The sequence below is a fragment of the Pseudodesulfovibrio indicus genome (assembly GCF_001563225.1).
In the GTDB taxonomy this organism is placed as follows: Bacteria; Desulfobacterota; Desulfovibrionia; order Desulfovibrionales; family Desulfovibrionaceae; genus Pseudodesulfovibrio; species Pseudodesulfovibrio indicus.
Map to the genome: position 1 here is coordinate 2,002,089 of NZ_CP014206.1, position 16,921 is coordinate 2,019,009.

General features: G+C 65.5%; 17 protein-coding genes. 8 read left to right on the forward strand and 9 right to left on the reverse strand.

The features are described 5' to 3' along the window. The 3 genes from ruvA (at position 1) to AWY79_RS08925 (ending at position 1,838) form a co-directional block, all read left to right on the forward strand. Positions 1-612: a Holliday junction branch migration protein RuvA gene (gene ruvA, locus AWY79_RS08915; protein ID WP_066802643.1), complete on the forward strand. Its 612-nt coding sequence runs from the start codon at positions 1-3 to the stop codon at positions 610-612. Beyond that, complete coding sequence (gene ruvB, locus AWY79_RS08920; RefSeq protein WP_066802644.1) at positions 609-1,595, forward strand: Holliday junction branch migration DNA helicase RuvB; 987 nt, start codon at positions 609-611, stop codon at positions 1,593-1,595. The genes ruvA and ruvB overlap by 4 nt, the downstream gene beginning before the upstream one ends. 87 nt (positions 1,596-1,682) lie before the next feature. Beyond that, the gene (locus AWY79_RS08925; protein ID WP_066802645.1) at positions 1,683-1,838 is read left to right on the forward strand and encodes a rubredoxin; all 156 of its coding nucleotides are present in this window, start codon (positions 1,683-1,685) and stop codon (positions 1,836-1,838) included. 501 nt (positions 1,839-2,339) lie between these two features. Here the strand turns inward: AWY79_RS08925 and AWY79_RS08930 are convergent. The 3 genes from AWY79_RS08930 to AWY79_RS08940 are packed head-to-tail and all read right to left on the reverse strand — an operon-like array spanning position 2,340 to position 6,128. Beyond that, entirely contained in the window at positions 2,340-3,221 is an 882-nt protein-coding gene (locus AWY79_RS08930; RefSeq protein ID WP_066802646.1) for a CPBP family intramembrane glutamic endopeptidase, read from the reverse strand. Next, positions 3,214-4,380, reverse strand: coding sequence for a class II aldolase/adducin family protein (locus AWY79_RS08935; protein WP_066802648.1), 1,167 nt, complete (start codon positions 4,378-4,380; stop codon positions 3,214-3,216). Before AWY79_RS08935 ends, AWY79_RS08930 begins: the two co-directional genes overlap by 8 nt. Next, positions 4,377-6,128, reverse strand: a complete 1,752-nt coding sequence (locus AWY79_RS08940) for an aldehyde ferredoxin oxidoreductase family protein (RefSeq protein WP_066802650.1) — start codon at positions 6,126-6,128, stop codon at positions 4,377-4,379. The genes AWY79_RS08935 and AWY79_RS08940 overlap by 4 nt, the downstream gene beginning before the upstream one ends. A 92-nt stretch (positions 6,129-6,220) precedes the next feature. Here AWY79_RS08940 and AWY79_RS08945 point away from each other — a divergent pair, with 92 nt between their 5' ends. After that, positions 6,221-6,748: a tetratricopeptide repeat protein gene (locus AWY79_RS08945; protein ID WP_066807121.1), complete on the forward strand. Its 528-nt coding sequence runs from the start codon at positions 6,221-6,223 to the stop codon at positions 6,746-6,748. 140 nt (positions 6,749-6,888) lie between these two features. Here the strand turns inward: AWY79_RS08945 and AWY79_RS08950 are convergent, their stop codons facing one another. Further along, on the reverse strand, positions 6,889-7,365 hold the full coding sequence (locus AWY79_RS08950; protein WP_078063720.1) for a hypothetical protein: 477 nt from the start codon (positions 7,363-7,365) through the stop codon (positions 6,889-6,891). Between the two features lie 210 nt (positions 7,366-7,575). Between AWY79_RS08950 and AWY79_RS08955 the strand changes: the two genes are divergently transcribed. Both AWY79_RS08955 and AWY79_RS08960 read left to right on the forward strand, forming a co-directional pair. Beyond that, complete coding sequence (locus AWY79_RS08955; RefSeq protein ID WP_066802652.1) at positions 7,576-8,862, forward strand: DUF401 family protein; 1,287 nt, start codon at positions 7,576-7,578, stop codon at positions 8,860-8,862. A 91-nt stretch (positions 8,863-8,953) separates the two neighbouring features. Further along, a complete protein-coding gene (locus AWY79_RS08960) occupies positions 8,954-9,334 on the forward strand; it encodes a pancreas/duodenum homeobox protein 1 (protein WP_066802654.1) in 381 nt (126 codons plus the stop codon). A gap of 80 nt (positions 9,335-9,414) precedes the next feature. Here the strand turns inward: AWY79_RS08960 and AWY79_RS08965 are convergent, their stop codons facing one another. Further along, positions 9,415-10,344 carry a 4Fe-4S binding protein gene (locus AWY79_RS08965; protein ID WP_066802662.1) on the reverse strand — a complete coding sequence of 310 codons (930 nt, stop codon included), beginning with the start codon at positions 10,342-10,344 and terminating at the stop codon, positions 9,415-9,417. Positions 10,345-10,467: 123 nt separating this feature from the next. Here AWY79_RS08965 and AWY79_RS08970 point away from each other — a divergent pair, with 123 nt between their 5' ends. Continuing rightward, positions 10,468-10,857, forward strand: coding sequence for a YidH family protein (locus AWY79_RS08970; protein ID WP_066802664.1), 390 nt, complete (start codon positions 10,468-10,470; stop codon positions 10,855-10,857). Positions 10,858-10,864: 7 nt separating this feature from the next. Continuing rightward, entirely contained in the window at positions 10,865-11,803 is a 939-nt protein-coding gene (locus tag AWY79_RS08975) for a DMT family transporter (protein WP_066802666.1), read from the forward strand. Positions 11,804-11,977: 174 nt separating this feature from the next. Here AWY79_RS08975 and AWY79_RS08980 read toward each other — a convergent pair whose 3' ends face one another. The 4 genes from AWY79_RS08980 to typA form a co-directional block, all read right to left on the reverse strand. Further along, positions 11,978-13,030, reverse strand: coding sequence for an ABC transporter ATP-binding protein (locus tag AWY79_RS08980; protein WP_066802667.1), 1,053 nt, complete (start codon positions 13,028-13,030; stop codon positions 11,978-11,980). Next, complete coding sequence (locus AWY79_RS08985; RefSeq protein WP_066802669.1) at positions 13,027-13,818, reverse strand: ABC transporter permease; 792 nt, start codon at positions 13,816-13,818, stop codon at positions 13,027-13,029. Before AWY79_RS08985 ends, AWY79_RS08980 begins: the two co-directional genes overlap by 4 nt. 39 nt (positions 13,819-13,857) lie before the next feature. Then, positions 13,858-14,838, reverse strand: coding sequence for a tungstate ABC transporter substrate-binding protein WtpA (wtpA, locus tag AWY79_RS08990; protein WP_066802671.1), 981 nt, complete (start codon positions 14,836-14,838; stop codon positions 13,858-13,860). A 223-nt stretch (positions 14,839-15,061) separates the two neighbouring features. Further along, positions 15,062-16,909, reverse strand: a complete 1,848-nt coding sequence (typA, locus tag AWY79_RS08995; protein WP_066802673.1) for a translational GTPase TypA — start codon at positions 16,907-16,909, stop codon at positions 15,062-15,064. Positions 16,910-16,921: the final 12 nt, after the last annotated feature.

Sequence of the window (16,921 nt, forward strand, 5' to 3'; positions counted from 1 at the left end):
ATGATCGGGTATCTCAAGGGTGAACTGCTGTCCGCGGACGAGAGGGGGCTGCTCCTGCTCACTCCCGGCGGCGTGGGCTACGAGGTGGCCGCGCCCACTTCGGTGCTGGCCAAGCTGCCCGCCAAGGGCGGCGAGGTGCGGCTGTTCGTCCACACCCAGGTGGGGGAGAAGGCCATCGACCTGTTCGGCTTCCTGGACGCCGACGACCTGGACCTGTTCCGGACCCTCATCTCCATCGACAAGCTCGGGCCGAAGAAGGCCATGGCCATCCTGTCCATGTTCGACGCCGCCCACCTCCGCGAGATAGCCTATCGCGAGGACGTCACGACCTTGTCCACCGTGCCCGGCATCGGCCCCAAGTCCGCCAAGCAGATCCTCTGGAATCTCAAGGACAAGGTGGACAAGCTGACCCCGGTGACCACCCGCGCCGCCGCCGGTCCGCAGGGGCCGCAGGGCGAGTACCTGGACGCGCTTGCGGGCCTCAAGGGGTTGGGCTACTCTGAGGACGAGGCCCGGCCCCTGCTGCTGGACGTCTTAGACGAAGAACCCGATCTCGACGCCGCCGGGGCCATCCGCGCGGTGCTCAAGAAAATCAACGCGGCACGCTCATGAGCAAATGCACTCTTCCCGAGGAAAACGTCCGGCCCAGAAGCCTCTCCGACTTCATCGGACAGGTTGACCTGCGCACCAACCTCGACGTCTTCATCAGGGCGGCGCGGGAGCGCGAACGCTCGCTGGACCACACCCTGTTCTACGGCAACCCCGGCCTGGGCAAGACCACCCTGGCCCGGATCATGGCCTCCGAGCTGGGCGTGAACATGGTCTCCACCTCCGGTCCGGTCATGGAGCGATCCGGCGACCTGGCCGCCATCCTGACCAACCTGGAGCGCGGCGACATCCTGTTCATCGACGAGATCCACCGCATGCCGCCCACCGTCGAGGAAGTCCTGTATCCGGCCATGGAGGACTTCCAGATCGACCTGGTCATCGGCTCCGGCCCCGGGGCGCGCACGGTGAAGCTCGACCTGGAGCCGTTCACCCTGGTGGGGGCCACCACCAGGCTCGGACTGCTGACCTCGCCCCTGCGCGACCGGTTCGGCTGCATCTTCCGCATCGAATTCTATTCGCCCGAGGAGCTGGGCCTTATCGTCGAGCGCAGCGCCAAGATTCTCGGCGTGGAGGTGGAGCCCGAGGGCGCGCTGGTCATCGGCCGCCGTTCGCGCGGCACCCCGCGCATCGCCAACCGGCTGCTCCGGCGCGTGCGCGACTACGCCCTGGTGCACGGCGACGGCGTGGTCACCCGCGAGCTGGCCGAGTCCTCCCTGGAGCGCCTCGACGTGGACCAGTACGGGCTGGACAACATGGACCGCAAGATCCTCTCGCTCATGGTCGAGAACTTCAACGGCGGCCCGGTGGGGCTCAAGACCATCGCCGCGGCCTGCGCCGAAGAGGTCCGGACCATCGAGGACATCTACGAGCCGTACCTGATCCAGTGCGGCTTCCTCAAGCGCACCCCGCGCGGCCGCGTTGCCACGGCCAAGGCGTACCAACACCTCAAGCTGCGCATGGAAGACGACCAGCGGTCGCTGTTCTAGCCGGTAGTCATTCCCAAGAAAACAGTTGTTTCCCCACCCCGTTCTGGTATCGTTTGGACAAACGAGAAACCAATGGAGGTACCAGATATGGACAAATGGGAATGTCCCTGCGGTTACGTGTACGATCCCGCCGAGGGTGATCCGGACAACAATATCCCCATCGGGACCAAGTTCGAAGACCTGCCGGACGACTGGGTTTGCCCCAAGTGCGGCGCGGAAAAGGAATATTTCGAAAAACTGTAAAAAAGTCGTCTAAGCCCATTGCCATCATCCGCCGAAACGGCGTATGGTTGAGCCAAGTCAAAGGAAGCGTTTCAAGGCAACGCCCGACAAACCTCAAGATTCTGTTTTAGCGGCAGAGTTTCCGAGTTTCAAGGCAACCCCTAAAACCAATGATCCTTTGGTAGAGGCCCGGAGTACGGCAACCTCGCAAACAAACAGAAAAGGCCCCATGAATTGGGGCCTTTTCTGTTTGTTTGCGAGGTTGCCGGGCGGCGGCTTGCGGGCGCGGGGGAGAGCCGCTGTTTGGGGCTGACGCCCCAAAAGCGCTCCAAGGAAGAGGCGGTTGACAAAACATGGCCTTCGCTCCAGCAAGCGAAGGTCTTTCAGCGCGTCCAGCCCCGCGAAGCGGCGACAAAAAGTTTTGGAAGGAAGAGGGGATGGGGGTCCGGGGGAAGGGGAGAAGGAAACCTTTTCCAAAAGGTTTCCCTCTCCCCTTCCCCCGGCCGCCGGAGGCGTCCCTCCTCAATCCCGCCGGAGGCGGGGGAGGACGGCCATGGTGAGGGCGGCGAGGGCGAGCCAGGTGAGGACGCCGGTGAAGCCCATGGCGCCGCCGAGCAGGGGGTGGGCGTCGGGGAACATCCAGCCCCAGATGCCGTAGCCCTGGGCGTTGGCCGCGCCGTGCAGGAAGGCGGCGAGGAGCGCGGACCGGTAGTGCAGGGTCATCTCGTTGAGGAACAGGCCGAAGGCGAGGCAGACGAGGCACATCATGAGGACGCCCGCCACGGGATAGCCGGGGTAGTTGAGGCCCGCCAGGATGAGGGGCGCGTGCCAGACGCCCCAGACCATGCCGAGGACGACGTAGGCCCGGAGCTTGCCGAGCGGCATGAGCCGGGGCAGGAGATAGCCGCGCCAGCCCAGTTCCTCGCCCAGGCCGAAGACGAAATTGATGAGCGGCCCGACGACCACGGAGAGGGGCAGCATGAGCTTGAGGGCCGCGTCCATGCCGATGGGCTGGCCGCTGACGGCGGCCAGGCTGTTCAGGTCCGGGTCGATGGAGGACAGGCCCAGCGCCCAGGTGAGCAGGTACATGACGGCGTAGGCCAGCGGGATGAGCGGTACGGCCAGGAAGTAGGGGCCGACGGACCCCATGCGCAGGAGCAGTGCGGGGACCAGGCCGCGCAGGCCGGTCCGTTCGGTGACCAGGGTCACGGCCAGGGCGACCAGGCCGGGAATCCACATCACTCCCATGAGCCACAGCCCGGGCGCGGACTTGCCGACCAGGTCGTCGAAACGCAACCCTTCGCCGATGACCGCGTATTCGACGGTCCAGGTCAGGGCCAGGGTCAGGAGGACGTAGGCCAGGACCGGGCCGGGCCTGAACGGTGCGGTCCGCGGATCAGGCATATTCGGCGATCCTCTCGAAATACAGTTCGCGGCAGCGGTTCTCGATGTCGAGCAGCCGGGCGAAGGGTTCGTTGAAGTCGGCGGTCCCGGCGGTGAACAGGCCGTGGCCGTGGACGATGGCCGCCCCTTCGGAGGCCATGGCCGGGGGCAGGGTGTTGCACAGTCCGGTGGGGCCGGTGCCGACCTCGCCCGGCACGATGGGGACACCGTCCACGGTGCGGCATTCGGTGCAGCGGATGTGGCACTCGCCCCGGTTGGGGCAGTCGGCCTTGGCGCAGTCCATGGACATGATCACCGTGAACCGGGGATGGCCGTGCAGGATGCAGGTGGAGTCAGAGCGGCGGTACACGTCCTCGTGGGCGGTCAGTTCGCTGGACGCGGTCAGTCCGGTGGTGGCGCTGCCGTCCATGGGGCAGGGATCGACGCATCCCTCCAGTTCGTCCAGGGAGGAGCCGGTCTGGGAGATGAGGATGGTGTCACCCAACCGAAGGGAGATGTTCCCGAAAAAGGAGTCCACCAGCCCGTGGCCCACCACCTGGCGTCCCGCCTCGAAGATGGCCGTGAGCGCCTTTTCCTCGGTGTCCAGGGGGGCGGGAGCGAGGGCGGGCGGCGCGGTGCGCGGCGCGGGCAGCAGGGACACGGCGCGCTCGAAGGCGGCGCGGTAATCGTGGTCCAGGGTCCCTTGCCGGGCGCGGTTCAGATATTCGGAAAAGAAGAGCACGAAGCAGGAGAACAGGGCCGAGGAAAGGTAGACGAACCCCTGTTCCGGGCTGACCGAGCCGCAGGAGACCACGCCCAGGCCGGGCAGGACCACAACCTTGCGCTTCTCGAGCTGCGCGCCCATGGCGTCGGCGGTGAACTCGCGGCAGACCGGGATGTCGTGCAGGAAGGTGCGGGTCTCGGTGTCCTCGGGACGGATGGTCCCGGGCCAGCGTTCGGCCAGAAAGTCGAGGATGGTTTGGTACGGCTCGGCCGGGCGGGAAAAGACCAGGGAATTGATGGACAGCCGGTCGAACAGTCCGGCCAGGACCTCAGTGCGCGGGTCCTCGCGGTTCCAGACGAGTTCGGCGTCCAGGCCGCCGATGAGCGGCGCGTCCTCGGATGAGGCCAGCCCCTGGGCCAGGAGTTTGGCCGCGTATTTTTCGCACAGGTCTTTCATCGCGTCAGGCCCAGCCGTTCAAGGGTGCGGTCCGTGGGCTGGCCGGACGGGTCCAGGCCGCGCACCGCGTAGTAGTTGTTCAGGGCCCGCAGGAACTCGTCGCGGTCGATGGGCTTGATCTCCATGCCGGGGCCGGAGGTGCCGGGTTCGGTGAAGAATCGCTGCGGCAGGTCGTCGTCCGCCACGGTGAAGCCGTTGGCAACGTTCATGAGCCGCTCGTTGACCGTGATCCGTTCGCCGGTTTCCAGCAGGGACTGGGCCGAGAACTCGAGGCCGGTGACCGCTTCCAGAACCTTGGCGTATTCCTCCAGCCCGGCGGCCAGGAAGATGAGGCGGCAACCGTTCATGGAGTCGGCGGCGGCCAGGCCGTCCTCGGCCAGCTTGATGATCCGCGCCTTGCCGCTGAAGGAGAAGCGGTCCGTGGCCACGGGCTTGCGCAGGATCTCGTGGCTCAGGGAGAAGGCCCGCTGGTGGCACCCGCCGCGCGTGGACACCGCGTAGGACAGGGCCAGCCCCATGGCCCCGCGCGGGTCGTAGGCGGGCAGCTCCAGCCCCTTGACGGTCATGGCCGTGTCCGGGGTCCCCAGGGTCCGGGCGAGAAAGGCCGCGCCCCGGCCGAGGTCGCCGCCTTCGGCCATGTCGTGCAGGGCGGTGCGCAGGGATTTGGCGTTGAAGTCCTGGCCGGTGTGCTCCCGCAGGCAGGCGAGCGTCGCCGCCGTGGACACGGTCTCCAGGCCGAGGCGGGAGCAGATGTCCGCGCCGAGCAGGGCCAGGTCCGGGTCCGGGTTGCCGATGAGCGCGGTGAAGTGGGCCAGGGTCTCGTAGCCGGGCATGGCGTGGCCGGTCCCGGCGATGCGGCGGCAGCGGATATGGCAGCCGAGACAGCCGTGGGCGCGCGGGGAGTATCGCTTGGCGATGGCCGCCGCGCCCGTGTCGGCGGCGTGTTCGAACCGGGTGCGCCTGAAGTTGTCCGTGGGCATCATCCGGCGGGCGTCCATGAGGTCGTAGAGCGCACCGGTGCCCCACTCGGAGAAGCCGTAGCGGCCCATGAGCACGGGCGAGGCGGCGGTCAGGCGCAGGATGGCCCGGCGCGCCTCGGCCAGTCCGTCCGGGTCGCGGACCGGGACGTCCCCGGTGCCGCGCACGGTCAAATATTTGAGATTCTTGGCCGCGAAGACCAGCCCCAGACCGCCGCGCACGTTGCCGTGGCGATGGTCCACGGCCACGGTGGCCAGCGGCGAGCCGTTTTCGGCCGCCGGGCCGATGCAGGCCAGGGACGTGTCCTCGGGCAGCCGCTGCTCCAGGGTGTCCAGGACGGCGTCCGTGTCCCGTCCCCAGAGGTCGGTCTCCACCACGCGCACCCCGGCGTCGTCGATCTCGATGCCGCAGGGGACGTTGCCGCGCCCGGTTATCACCAGGCCGTCGAAGCCCGCCTTCTTGAGGCGCGTGGGCAGCCCGCCGCCGATGGACCCGTCGCAGATGGCTCCGGTCAGGGGCGAGCGGGTCATGATGGTTCCCCGGCCAGAGGTGGGGGAATCCGTGCCGGTCAGGGGACCCGTGAAGATGAGCAGGGGGAGGTCCGGGTCGGTGTGCTCGCGGGCGGCAAAGGGGCGCAGGTAATGACCGGCCAGGCCGCGCCCGCCGAGGAAGGCGCGGTACAGGTCGTCGTCCGGGTGATCAAGGGTGATCGCGCCCGACGTCAGGTCTATGCAAAGGACCGTGCCGGTCCAGCCGAATCGTCCGCTCATGGGAGGAATCTTTCACGAACCGCCTGAAAAGGCAACCGGTTGGCCGTCTTGACCCCGTCCGCGAAATGGGTATCCTGTGCGCCGGAGGAATGATGGCCGAAAAGAAGATCGACAAGTCCCGCCGCAACTTCCTGTTCGGGGCCGTGCGCCGCATAAAGAGGGAGGACGCCCAGCCCGTGGCGTCCACCGCCGGGTGCATCGACACCGTCAAGGCGGCCAACGCGTTGTACGTGGACGAGAAGTGGGAGGAGGCGCGCCTGAAATACAAGGAGTGCCTGGAGGGCGACAAGAACGACGCGGACGTGCGCTACCGGCTGGGGGTCTGCTCCTACAAGGTGGGCAAGTACCGGCAGGCCAAGCTGGAGTTCGAGCGCTGCCTGCGCATCGACCAGGGGTACTCCGACGCCTTCCTCTATCTGGGACTGACTCTGGTCCGCCTGGGCCGTTCGGACAAGGCTCCGGGCGTGTGGGGGCGGTACTTCAACCCGTCCTGCGTGAAGGTCATGCGCGAGCTGAACCTGCAGCTGGGGCTCATGGAGTCGGGCCAGCCCGACCCGGACGAGGAGATCGCCCTGGCCGTGGAAAAGGCCATAGCCGAATCCGGCGACCAGGTCGGCTAGCCGCAAACGCGCAAAAAGCCCCGCCACCGAAAACGGTGGCGGGGCTTTTTGCGGCATAACAATGTCATGAGATGGCGTAAGTCTCGAAGATTCGAGAACAATTCACTTAACGACGCAGATCGCCGCTTATCAACTGTCTGCTAGCAATGGCCCTTGGGCTCGTCGTCGTTGTTGGTCTGGCGGGCGATCTTGGCCATCTGGGCGCGGATGTAGTTGGCGGCCAGGTCGCCCAGCTCGTCGTTGTCCCCGCCGCGCATGCCGTGCTGGCGCAGGTCCTCGTCGATCTGTTTCTCCATGCGCGCGGACTCCAGGAACATGATGTAGGCCAGGACCAGGGCGCCGTTGTTGCCGTCGCACCCGTCGCACAACAGTTCGATGTTCTTGAGCGGGACGGTCTCCATGAGCCGGTCGATGAACATGGTGATCCACTTCTCGTAGAGATCGTGCATGATGGGCGGGATGAGGCTGGCCACCTGCTCGGAGGCGTTGCCCGCCGTGCCGGTGACGGCCATGAATTCGTTCAGGGCCTCCTGGCGCTTGGTCTCGTCCTGCTCTTCGACCTTGGCCATGATGGTGGAGAAGATATGGGTTCGGATCTGTTTTTTGTTCATGCTCATTGATGGTTGTCTCCGCTGGGTGATCAATCCTTCGACGCGACTTACTGTGTATCGCAATGTGACGGGGCGGGCAAGGGGCCGAGGGCGCTGATTGTTCTGTTTTTTGGCCCGTTGTGCGGTTTTTAGCGTTTCCTTTCAAGGGGAAAGAGGGTACTTTTCGGCTTGACGCCGTTATCCCGGACCGCACCGGAGCACACAAGGACACACCCCATGGAATCCCTCTTCACCACCCTGGCCCCGTTTCTCAAAGTCCTGTTCGCCTTTTTGATCATGCTCGCGGGCATGCGCTTCAAGATCGGCCTCGGCCTGTCCATCCTGGCGGGCGGCGCGATCATGGGGCTGCTCTTCGGCATGGGGCTGCTGCCCATAGCCCGGACCGGGGTGCTCGCCCTGACCCAGGAGAAGTTCCTCTTCCTCGCGGCCATCGTGGGCTTCATCCTGATCCTGAGCGACGCCATGGAGCGGTCCGGCCAGTCCAAGCGGCTCATGGAGGCGCTGTCCGGCTTCCTGACCAGCCCCCGGCTGCGGCTGGTCTTCTTCCCCGCGCTCATCGGCCTCCTGCCCATGCCGGGCGGGGCGGTCTTTTCCGCGCCCATGATCAAGACCGTGTCCGAGGACATGCGCATCTCCAACTCCGACCGGGCCGTGCTCAACTACTGGTTCCGCCACGTCTGGGAGCTGATCTGGCCCCTGTATCCGGGGATCATCCTGACCCTGGCCCTGGCGGACATCCAGATTATCGACCTCATCTCCTACACCTGGCCCGGCACCCCGATCATGCTCCTGGCCGGCTGGATATTCTTCCTGCGGCCCGGCGTGCTGGGGGCCAAGGATTTGGCCATCCCGATGCTGCCGGTCAAGCGCAGCAAGTCCGCCGCCCTGCGCGAAGGGCTGCCGCTGCTCATCGCCATCGTCGGGGCCATCGGGCTGGAGACGTCCATCGCGGCGTTCGCCCCGACCATCCCCTTCGAGCTCGGCGTGGTGGCCGCCCTGGCCGGTGCCGTGGTCTGCGTCATGGTCCAGAACACCCAGCTGGGGCTGAAGTTCCTGCGCGACGTGCTGACCAAGAAATCCCTGTGGTCCATGATCTTCGTCATCACCGCCATCTTCGTGTTCAAGGACATCCTCCAGGCCGCGGGCGTGGTCGAGGAGATGGCCCGGGTGGCGGGCGGCGAGGCGGCCCTGTTCGCCTCGGCGGCGTTCCTGCCGTTCCTGGTGGGGCTGGTGGCCGGCATCAACGTGGCCTTTGTCGGCGCGACCTTCCCGCTGCTGCTCGGCGTGCTGGCTTCGCTGGGCATGCAGGACCAGATGATCCCGTACATCGTCCTGGCCACCTTCTGCGGGTTCACCGGGGTCATGATCTCGCCCATCCACATCTGCTTCATCCTGACCTGCGAGTACTTCCAGTGCGATCTGGCCAGCACCTGGCGCAAGGTGGTGGGGCCGTGCCTGGTTTTCCTGGCGTCGGGCGTGGGGCTGTTCTTCCTCTATGTCTAAGGGGGTCGGAATTCCTTGCTCCTTGGTGGGTTTTTAGGTAGATGGCTAACTTTGCCGAGGGGACCATACCAACTTTGAGAGGGAGCCGTTCATGAGCCGATACGGGCACATTTTCACCGAGGACATCTTGCGCACCATCTTTCCGCAGGAGCGGACCGAAGCCTTTTTCGACGCCTTGTTCGGCGACGCCGAAGAAGGAAGCTACGACATCGCCCTGGCCTATGCGGGCGATTCGGGCGAGCAGCTCGATTTCGAGTTGCGGCTGACCCAGCGTCCCGGCAAGTGTCTGGCCTGCAACCTGACCTACGGGCTGCCCCAGGTCTTTTCCCGCCATCCGATCATCAATGTGGGCGGCATCGCCGAGGAAGTGGCCAAACACGCCGGGAGCGACGCAGCCGCCTGGCAGCTCGGCACGACCCGCGAGATTTCCCGCGAGCTGCACGTCATCCCGCTGACCATCACCTTGGGCTGACGCCCGAAGCGCGAGAAAAAAACGGCCCGGAGCAATCCGGGCCGTTTTTTTGCGTCCTGTGCCGGGTTGCCGGTCGGAGGCTAGTGCAGGGAGTCTATCTCCAGGGGCTCGCCCTTTTCCGGGGCCAGGCGCAGGGTCAGGGCGTCCTTGGCGCAGGACAGGGTGCACACCCCGCAGCCCATGCAGCGGTCCTCGCGGATGAACGCGCCGTTCTTGTCGAAGCCGATGGCCTTGAACTGGCACTTCTGGGCGCAGGTCCCGCAGCGGGTGCACTTGTCCTGGTCCACCACGGCCAGATAGCCCGACGAGCAGAGCATCTTGATGTCCATGGCGTGGGCCTTCATGGCCCCGCAGCAGCAGGAGCAGCAGTTGCAGATGGCGTAGAACCGGCCGAGCATGACGTCCTTGAAGAAGGCGTGGGACACGTGCCCGCGCGCCTGTTCGGCCCGGACGATCTCCACGGCCTCGTCCGCGGTGATGGCGCGGGTGCGGGAGGGGTGGTGCTCCAGCATGAAGGAGGCGAAGGGGTCGCCGATGAGCAGGCAGACGTCGATGGGCGTGCAGGGATTCTTCATCCCGGACCGGCAGGGGCAGTCCAGGAGGACGATCTTCTCCGGGTTTCCCAGGATGATCTCTCGGGCGCGGGTGTAGGGCAGGACGCTCTCCGGAATTTCCGTGTTCACCGGGCGGTCCAGCCGGATCAGCTTGGTGGCCTCGTTAAGGGGCAGGGGTTTGCCGTGGTAGGCATCGCCCCAGGTGGCCTTGTCCTGTCCCAGGTCCCCGGTTCGGCTCCGGGGGGAGTCCTTGAAGGGGTGCACCCGGTCGATGATGAAGATCAACGGCACCCAGAGCCAGCGCCACCAGGGGTCCTTGTCCCCGGCCAGGCCGATGTAGTGGTAGCACCAGCGGCCGTAGACGTAGCCGTGGATGAAGTCGAACAGGGACATGCCCTTGTCCCGGCAGGCGCGGTAGTAGTTCAGGGTCGATTGCTTGACGAAGGGAGGTCTCATGGCGGACTCTATTGTTGAAGGTGCAACGAGTATGGTGGGATTGTATCGTTTAAACCCGCGAAGTCAACATCTTGGCGGGCGACAATCCCGCTCCGTTCTGCTACACCGGTGGCGGAGGATGCGATGAGCGACGCGAGCGAAGACCTGAGAACGAGACTGGCCCGGGAACGGAACGACATGGCCAGGAACCGCACCCGGTTGGCCAACCGGCGGACCTTTCTGGCCTGGTGTCGGACCTCCCTGGCCTTCATGACCTTCGGCTTCCTGCTGGAGAAGGTGGACGCCTTCGTGGCCATGCAAAAGTTAACCGTGCCGCCCAAGGTCCTGACCGAGCTGGCGATGCTCGGCAAGTTCGCCTTCCTGGGCGGGCCGGTGCTCATGTTCTTCGCGGGCTGGCGCTACTACCGGCTGGAGAAGGAGCTCGGCTTCGATTCCGGCGATCTCTACGTGGTCCCGGAGATGCTCCTTTTCGGCGTCATCCTGGCCAGCGCGGTCATCTACCTGTTCATCTAGCCCGATCATGTTCCGAATCATCCTCCTCGGCGTCCTGGCCGCGCTCTTCTTTTCCTCGACCTTTGTCCTGAACCGGGCCATGAGCCTGGAAGGGGGCCACTGGGTGTGGTCCGCCTCTCTGCGCTATTTCTGGATGCTCGCCATGCTCCTCGGCTGGCTCGCGGCCACGGGTAAGGCCCGGCTGGCGCGGGAGTCCGTGGCCCTGTACCGGAGCCACTGGGTGTTCTGGACCGTGGCCGGGTCCATCGGTTTCGGGGTGTTCTACGCGCTGATTACCTTCAGTTCGGTGTTCGCGCCGGGCTGGGTGGTGGCCGCCACCTGGCAGACCACCATCCTGGCCACGCCGTTGGTGTTGCTCGGTTTCGGGCGCAGGGTGCCGCTCAAGGCCCTGGCCCTGACCGCGCTGATCTTCGCCGGGGTGGTCCTGGTCAACATCGAGCAGGCCACCCAGACCGGGCTGCGCGAGGTGCTCCTCGGCGCCCTGCCCGTGCTGGTGGCGGCCTTTGCCTATCCGCTCGGCAACCAGCTGGTCTGGGAGGCGCGGCGGGGCGAGAAAACGTACCTGCCCGCCATCGATCATCCGGCCATGGACGACCCGTTCTGCCGGGTGCTGCTCCTGACGCTCGGCTCCCTGCCCCTGTGGTTCGCGCTCATCCTCTTCACCGCGCCGCCGCTCCCGTCCATGGGCCAGCTGGCCCAGACCGCCGTTGTCGCCGCCTGTTCCGGGGTGATCGCCACCAGCCTGTTCCTGGTGGCCCGGCACACGGCCTCGTCCACGGCGGAACTGGCCGCCGCGGACTGCACGCAGTCCATGGAAGTGGTCTTTTCGCTGGTCGGGGAGGCGCTGCTCCTGGGCCACGTCATGCCCGGTCTGCTGGGTTGGCTCGGCATCGGCCTGACCATGGGCGGCCTGACCCTCTACATCACGGTGCAGAGCCGGAGTTAAAGAGTATAGTCACGAGAGATTCCGCTGCGTTTGCAGGGTGTTCCAACTGGCTGCGTTGTCGGGAAAAATGAATCTCGACGTAGCTCGACTACGCCTGCGATCCTTTTTTACCTTCCGCCTTGCCGCTTGAAATACAGTGCGAAACTCGCGTCGAAAATTTCGTCACGACACCCTCTAGCCCTCGGGCGGCATGTGGTGGAGGTGCTCCCCGGCAAAGCCGACGGTCACCTCGGCCCCGGCGTCCAGGCCCCGGCTGAGGACCATGTGCCGGTCCACCAGGGCTGTCAGCATCTGGTCGCCGCAGCGCACCGCCGCGGTCCAGGTGAATCCCTCGCGCTCCAGCCGCTCCACGGTTCCGTCCAACGTCTGCCATCCCTCGGGAAAATCGGTCTTGCAGCCCACGAAGGCGTCCTCGGGCCTGAGGGCCGCGAACCCGGCCTCACGGCGCGGGACTTCGGGCAGCCCGTCGAAGGTCCGCCCGGCAAAGGCGCACAGCCCGTTCGCATAGGTGGCCGGGAACACGTTGGTCATGCCCACGAAGGCGGCGGCGAACGGCGTGGCCGGACGGCGGAAGATGTTGGACACCGTGTCCTGCTGGTGCAGGACCCCGTCCTTGATGACCGCGCCGCGCTCGGCCAGGATCATGGCGTCCGTGAAGTCGTGGGTGACCATGAGGAAGGTGGTCCCGGTGGTTTGATGCACGGTCTGAAGGGTCCGGCGCAGCTCGCCCCGGAACTGCGGGTCCAGGGAGGAGAGCGGTTCGTCCAGCAGGACCACGTCCGGGCGGCAGGCCAGGGCGCGGGCCAGGGCCGTGCGCTGCTTCTCGCCGCCGGAAAGGTGTTCGGGCCGCCGGTTCTCCAGCCTCGACAGGCCCAGCTCGGCGAGCAGGGCGCGGGCCTCGCGCCGTCCCTCACGCCTGTCGATACCGTGATACCGCTGGCCGAACATGACGTTGTCCAGCACGGTCAGGTGCGGAAACAGGGCGTGGTCCTGGTAGACCAGGCTGACCCTGCGCTCCTCCGGGGCCAGCCGGGTGACGTCGCGTCCGTCGATCCGCACGGTCCCGCCGTCCGGGCGGAGCAGCCCGGCCACGGTCTCCAGGACCAGGGTCTTGCCCGACCCGGTGGAACCCATCAGGGCGAAGAATTCCCCCTTGCGCACGTGCAGGGAGACGCGGTCCAGGGTGAAGCCGGGCAGGTTGATGGTCAGGTCGGTGAGGCGGATCATGCGCGTTCCCCCTTGGGCAGGGACAGGGAGCGCAGGAGCAGGAAGAAGAGCATGCTGACCAGGATCAGGATGACGGCCACTGGCTGGGAGTACTTGAGGCCGTAGGCCGTGAACCGCTCGTACATGAGCACCGGCGCGATCATCGGGTGGTAGGCCACGATGATGATGGCCCCGAATTCCGACAGGGCGCGGGCCATGCACATGATCATGCCGACCAGCATGTAGCGCCAGCACAGGGGCAGGGTGACGCGGAAAAAGGTGGCCCCGGCCCCGGCCCCCAGGGAGCGCGAGACGTTCTCCAGCCGCCGGGGGATGGACTCCATGCCCGACTTGGCCGCGTTGACGTAGAAAGGCAGCCCCACGAACACGAGCACGGCCACGATGCCCGTGGTGGTGCCCATGATCTCCACGCCCATGGATTGCAGGAACGCGCCGAAGGCGGTGTTCGGGCTGGTCAGGCCGAGCAGGGCGATGCCCACCACCGGGTGGGGGATCATGATCGGCAGATCGACCAGGCTCTCGACCACCTTCTTGCCCGGAAATTCGTTGCGCGCCAGCAGATAGGCCAGCGGGGTGCCGAACACGAAGGCGATGGCCGCTGCCGCCGCCGAGGTGGACATGGACAGCCAGACCGAGCCGAGGACCTCGGCGTCGCCCAGGGTCTCGACGAACACCTCCCAGGTGGGGCCGGTCAGGGTGGTGGCCATGGGCACGCCGATGAACAGCAGCACCAGCGCGGCCGAGACGAGCATCCACCCCTGGAATATGCGGCCGGGGAGGGACCGCATGAAGCCGTTCCCTCCCCGTATTGTCGTTTCAGGCACCGGCTACTTGGCCACGGTGGCCAGGGGCTTCAGGGATTCGGGCAGCTTGTCCATGCCCGCCGCGCCAACGCGCACCGGAACGAACGGGGGCTGGCCCAGGTCCTTGAGGATCTTCAGTCCGCCCTCGGGCGAGAACAGGTAGGCCAGGAAGGCGTCGGCGGCCTCGGAGTTCGGGGCCTTGTCGAGCTTGGTGATGCCGTAGGTGATGGAGGAGCCCTTGCGCTCGATGAAGGTGCCGGGCTTGGAGCCGGTGACCTTGACCGTGGCCGAGGCGTAGAAGTCGTCCATGGTGTAGTCGCCGAGGTTCAGGTGGCTGTCCAGGGTGACGTACTTCAGGCCGTGCTGCACGGCCACGGAGAGGTATTCCCAGGCGTAGTCCATATGCCCGGACTGGAGCAGGGAGATCAGCTCCACGGACTTGGGCCGGACGTTCTTCTCGGGCCGGTTGGCCAGGAACTGGTCATAGAGGCCGGGCCGCTTGTAGAACTTCTCGGCCAGCTGCAGGACCATCAGGGAGCGGTAGCCGCAGGGATCGAGGTTGGGATCTGAGTGGCCCCAGACCACGCCGTCGCGGAGCAGGATGTCCGCCCAGTTGTCGGAAGTGATCTCATTGGCGAACTTGGACTGGTCCGTGTAGCACAGGACCATCTGGTTGGTGGCGAAGCGGATGTTCCAGGAGGCGAACTTGGGAATCAGGTTCTTGTCGATGACCACGTAGTCGGCCGAGGCCATGATGTCGGCGGGCTTGCCCACTTCCGAGATCATGCGGGCCATCTTGGTGGAGCCGCCGGACTCGCGCAGGACGTCCACCTTGGGGTACATGGCCTCGAAGTTCTTCTCGATGGCGTCGAAGGGAACGGACAGGGAACCGGCATGGAAGATGATCAGCTTGCCGGACGGCTCGGCCTGGACGTTCCCGGCCGCGACCAGCAGCCCCAGGGTCAGGGCCAGAGCCGCAAAAACTTTCGTGAAGCGAAAAGACATTTCATGTTCTCCTTGGCTTGTAAGGGTAGAAATATGTTTGGAACAACACAATACAGCCAAGAAGGATTTTGTGTCAATTGCCTAGTTAAATCATACTCTTAAAGTACGCAATTGGGTCACATTAGGCCCGTTGAGGAGGGGGTTGGGTCATTTCAGTCCCGGGTTTCGGCACAAAAAAAAGGCTGCGCCGAAACGCAGCCTTTTGATGGCGGTTCAAGGGATTCTAGTTCCCGTCCTTGGCCTTTTTCTTCTTTCCTTCCTCACGATGTCGCACCAGGGCGGAAAGCTCGGTTTTGCGCAGCCGGATGGACTTGGGGGTGACTTCGACCTCCTCGTCGTCCTTGATGAAGTTCAGGGCGTATTCCAGGGTCATGGGCTTGACCGGGGTCAGGACCACGGCCTCGTCCTTGCCCGAGGCGCGCATGTTGGTCAGCTTCTTTTCCTTGGCCGGGTTGACGTTGATGTCGTTCTCCCGGTTGTGCTCGCCGATGATCATGCCCTCGTAGCAGGGATCGCCGGGGACCACGAAGATGCGGCCGCGCGGCTCCAGGTTGAACAGGCCGTAGGCCACGGCCTTGCCGGAGCGGTCGGAGACCAGGGAGCCGGTGTACCGGGAGGTGAACTCGCCCCGGTATTCGCCGTACCCCTCAAGGTAGGAGTTCATGATGCCGGTGCCCTTGGTGTCGGTCAGGAATTCGTCGCGGTAGCCGATGAGGGCGCGGGCCGGGACCGAGAATTCGAGGCGCACGCGGCCGGTGCCGTGGTTGACCATGTTGGTCATGCGGCCCTTGCGGACCTGGATCTTCTCGGTGACGATGCCCATGAAGGCCTCGTCGCAGTCCACGTAGAGGTGCTCGATGGGCTCCAGGCGCTGGCCGTTCTCGTACTTGAAGATGACCTCGGGACGGCCCACGGAGAGCTCGAACCCCTCGCGGCGCATCTGCTCCACCAGGATGGCCATCTGGAACTCGCCGCGTCCCTTGACCAGGTAGGCGTCGCGGCCTTCGGTGTCCTCCACCTGGATGGCCACGTTGAGCAGGGTCTCCTTGTGGAGCCGCTCGCGGATCTTGTTGGTCTGGACCAGCTTGCCCTCCTGGCCCGCCAGGGGCGAGGTGTTGATGCCGAAGCGCATGGACACGGTGGGTTCGTCCACGGTGATGCGCGGCAACGCCTTGGGGGCTTCCTTGGTGCAGATGGTGTCGCCGATGTGCACGTCCTCGATGCCCGCGATGACGATGATGTCGCCGGGTTCGCAGGTCTCGGCGGGGACGACCTTGAGGCCGTCGTAGGTCTGGAGCTTGGTGACCTTCAGGGGCACGGTGCGGCCTCCGTCGGCGATGTTCAGCAGCTGGTCGTTGGACCGGGCCACGCCGTGGTGCACCTTGCCGATGGCCAGACGGCCCAGGTAGTCGGAGTACGAGAGGTCGGAGACGAGCATCTGGAACGGCTCCTCCGGGTCGTGGACCGGGCCGGGGACCTTGTCCACGATCATGTCGAGGAGGATGTGCAGGTTCTCGCCGCGCTCGTCCGGGGAGTCCATGGCGATGCCGTCGCGGCCGATGGCGTAGAGCAGGGGAAAGTCGAGTTGGTCTTCGCTGGCGTCCAGGTCGATGAACAGGTCGTAGATCTCGTTCAGCACCTCGTCCGGACGGGCGTCCTGGCGGTCGACCTTGTTGATGACGACCATCAGGGAGAGGCCCTGCTCCAGGGCCTTCTTGAGCACGAACCGGGTCTGGGGCAGCGGGCCCTCGGAGGCGTCCACCAGCAGGATGGCGCCGTCGGCCATGGACAGGGAACGCTCCACCTCGCCGCCGAAGTCGGCGTGGCCGGGGGTGTCGATGATGTTGATCTTGGTGTTCTTCCAGCTGATCGAACAGTTCTTGGCCGCGATGGTGATGCCGCGTTCGCGCTCCAGGTCCATGGAGTCCATGATGCGTTCGTCCACGTCCTGGCCGTCACGGAAGAGGCCGGACTGCTTGAACATGGCGTCCACCAGGGTGGTTTTGCCGTGGTCGACGTGGGCGATGATGGCGATATTGCGAAGCCGGTTGTTGTGTACCTTGTTGCTCATGAGTTCTCCGAT

Bases quoted from the DNA above. Each gene is read 5' to 3' on its own strand.
- ruvA (WP_066802643.1), top strand. From the start codon at position 1: ATGATCGGGTATCTCAAGGGTGAACTGCTGTCCGCGGACGAGAGGGGG.
- ruvB (WP_066802644.1), top strand. From the start codon at position 609: ATGAGCAAATGCACTCTTCCCGAGGAAAACGTCCGGCCCAGAAGCCTC.
- AWY79_RS08925 (WP_066802645.1), top strand. From the start codon at position 1,683: ATGGACAAATGGGAATGTCCCTGCGGTTACGTGTACGATCCCGCCGAG.
- AWY79_RS08930 (WP_066802646.1), bottom strand. From the start codon at position 3,221: ATGCCTGATCCGCGGACCGCACCGTTCAGGCCCGGCCCGGTCCTGGCC.
- AWY79_RS08935 (WP_066802648.1), bottom strand. From the start codon at position 4,380: ATGAAAGACCTGTGCGAAAAATACGCGGCCAAACTCCTGGCCCAGGGG.
- AWY79_RS08940 (WP_066802650.1), bottom strand. From the start codon at position 6,128: ATGAGCGGACGATTCGGCTGGACCGGCACGGTCCTTTGCATAGACCTG.
- AWY79_RS08945 (WP_066807121.1), top strand. From the start codon at position 6,221: ATGGCCGAAAAGAAGATCGACAAGTCCCGCCGCAACTTCCTGTTCGGG.
- AWY79_RS08950 (WP_078063720.1), bottom strand. From the start codon at position 7,365: ATGAGCATGAACAAAAAACAGATCCGAACCCATATCTTCTCCACCATC.
- AWY79_RS08955 (WP_066802652.1), top strand. From the start codon at position 7,576: ATGGAATCCCTCTTCACCACCCTGGCCCCGTTTCTCAAAGTCCTGTTC.
- AWY79_RS08960 (WP_066802654.1), top strand. From the start codon at position 8,954: ATGAGCCGATACGGGCACATTTTCACCGAGGACATCTTGCGCACCATC.
- AWY79_RS08965 (WP_066802662.1), bottom strand. From the start codon at position 10,344: ATGAGACCTCCCTTCGTCAAGCAATCGACCCTGAACTACTACCGCGCC.
- AWY79_RS08970 (WP_066802664.1), top strand. From the start codon at position 10,468: ATGAGCGACGCGAGCGAAGACCTGAGAACGAGACTGGCCCGGGAACGG.
- AWY79_RS08975 (WP_066802666.1), top strand. From the start codon at position 10,865: ATGTTCCGAATCATCCTCCTCGGCGTCCTGGCCGCGCTCTTCTTTTCC.
- AWY79_RS08980 (WP_066802667.1), bottom strand. From the start codon at position 13,030: ATGATCCGCCTCACCGACCTGACCATCAACCTGCCCGGCTTCACCCTG.
- AWY79_RS08985 (WP_066802669.1), bottom strand. From the start codon at position 13,818: ATGCGGTCCCTCCCCGGCCGCATATTCCAGGGGTGGATGCTCGTCTCG.
- wtpA (WP_066802671.1), bottom strand. From the start codon at position 14,838: ATGTCTTTTCGCTTCACGAAAGTTTTTGCGGCTCTGGCCCTGACCCTG.
- typA (WP_066802673.1), bottom strand. From the start codon at position 16,909: ATGAGCAACAAGGTACACAACAACCGGCTTCGCAATATCGCCATCATC.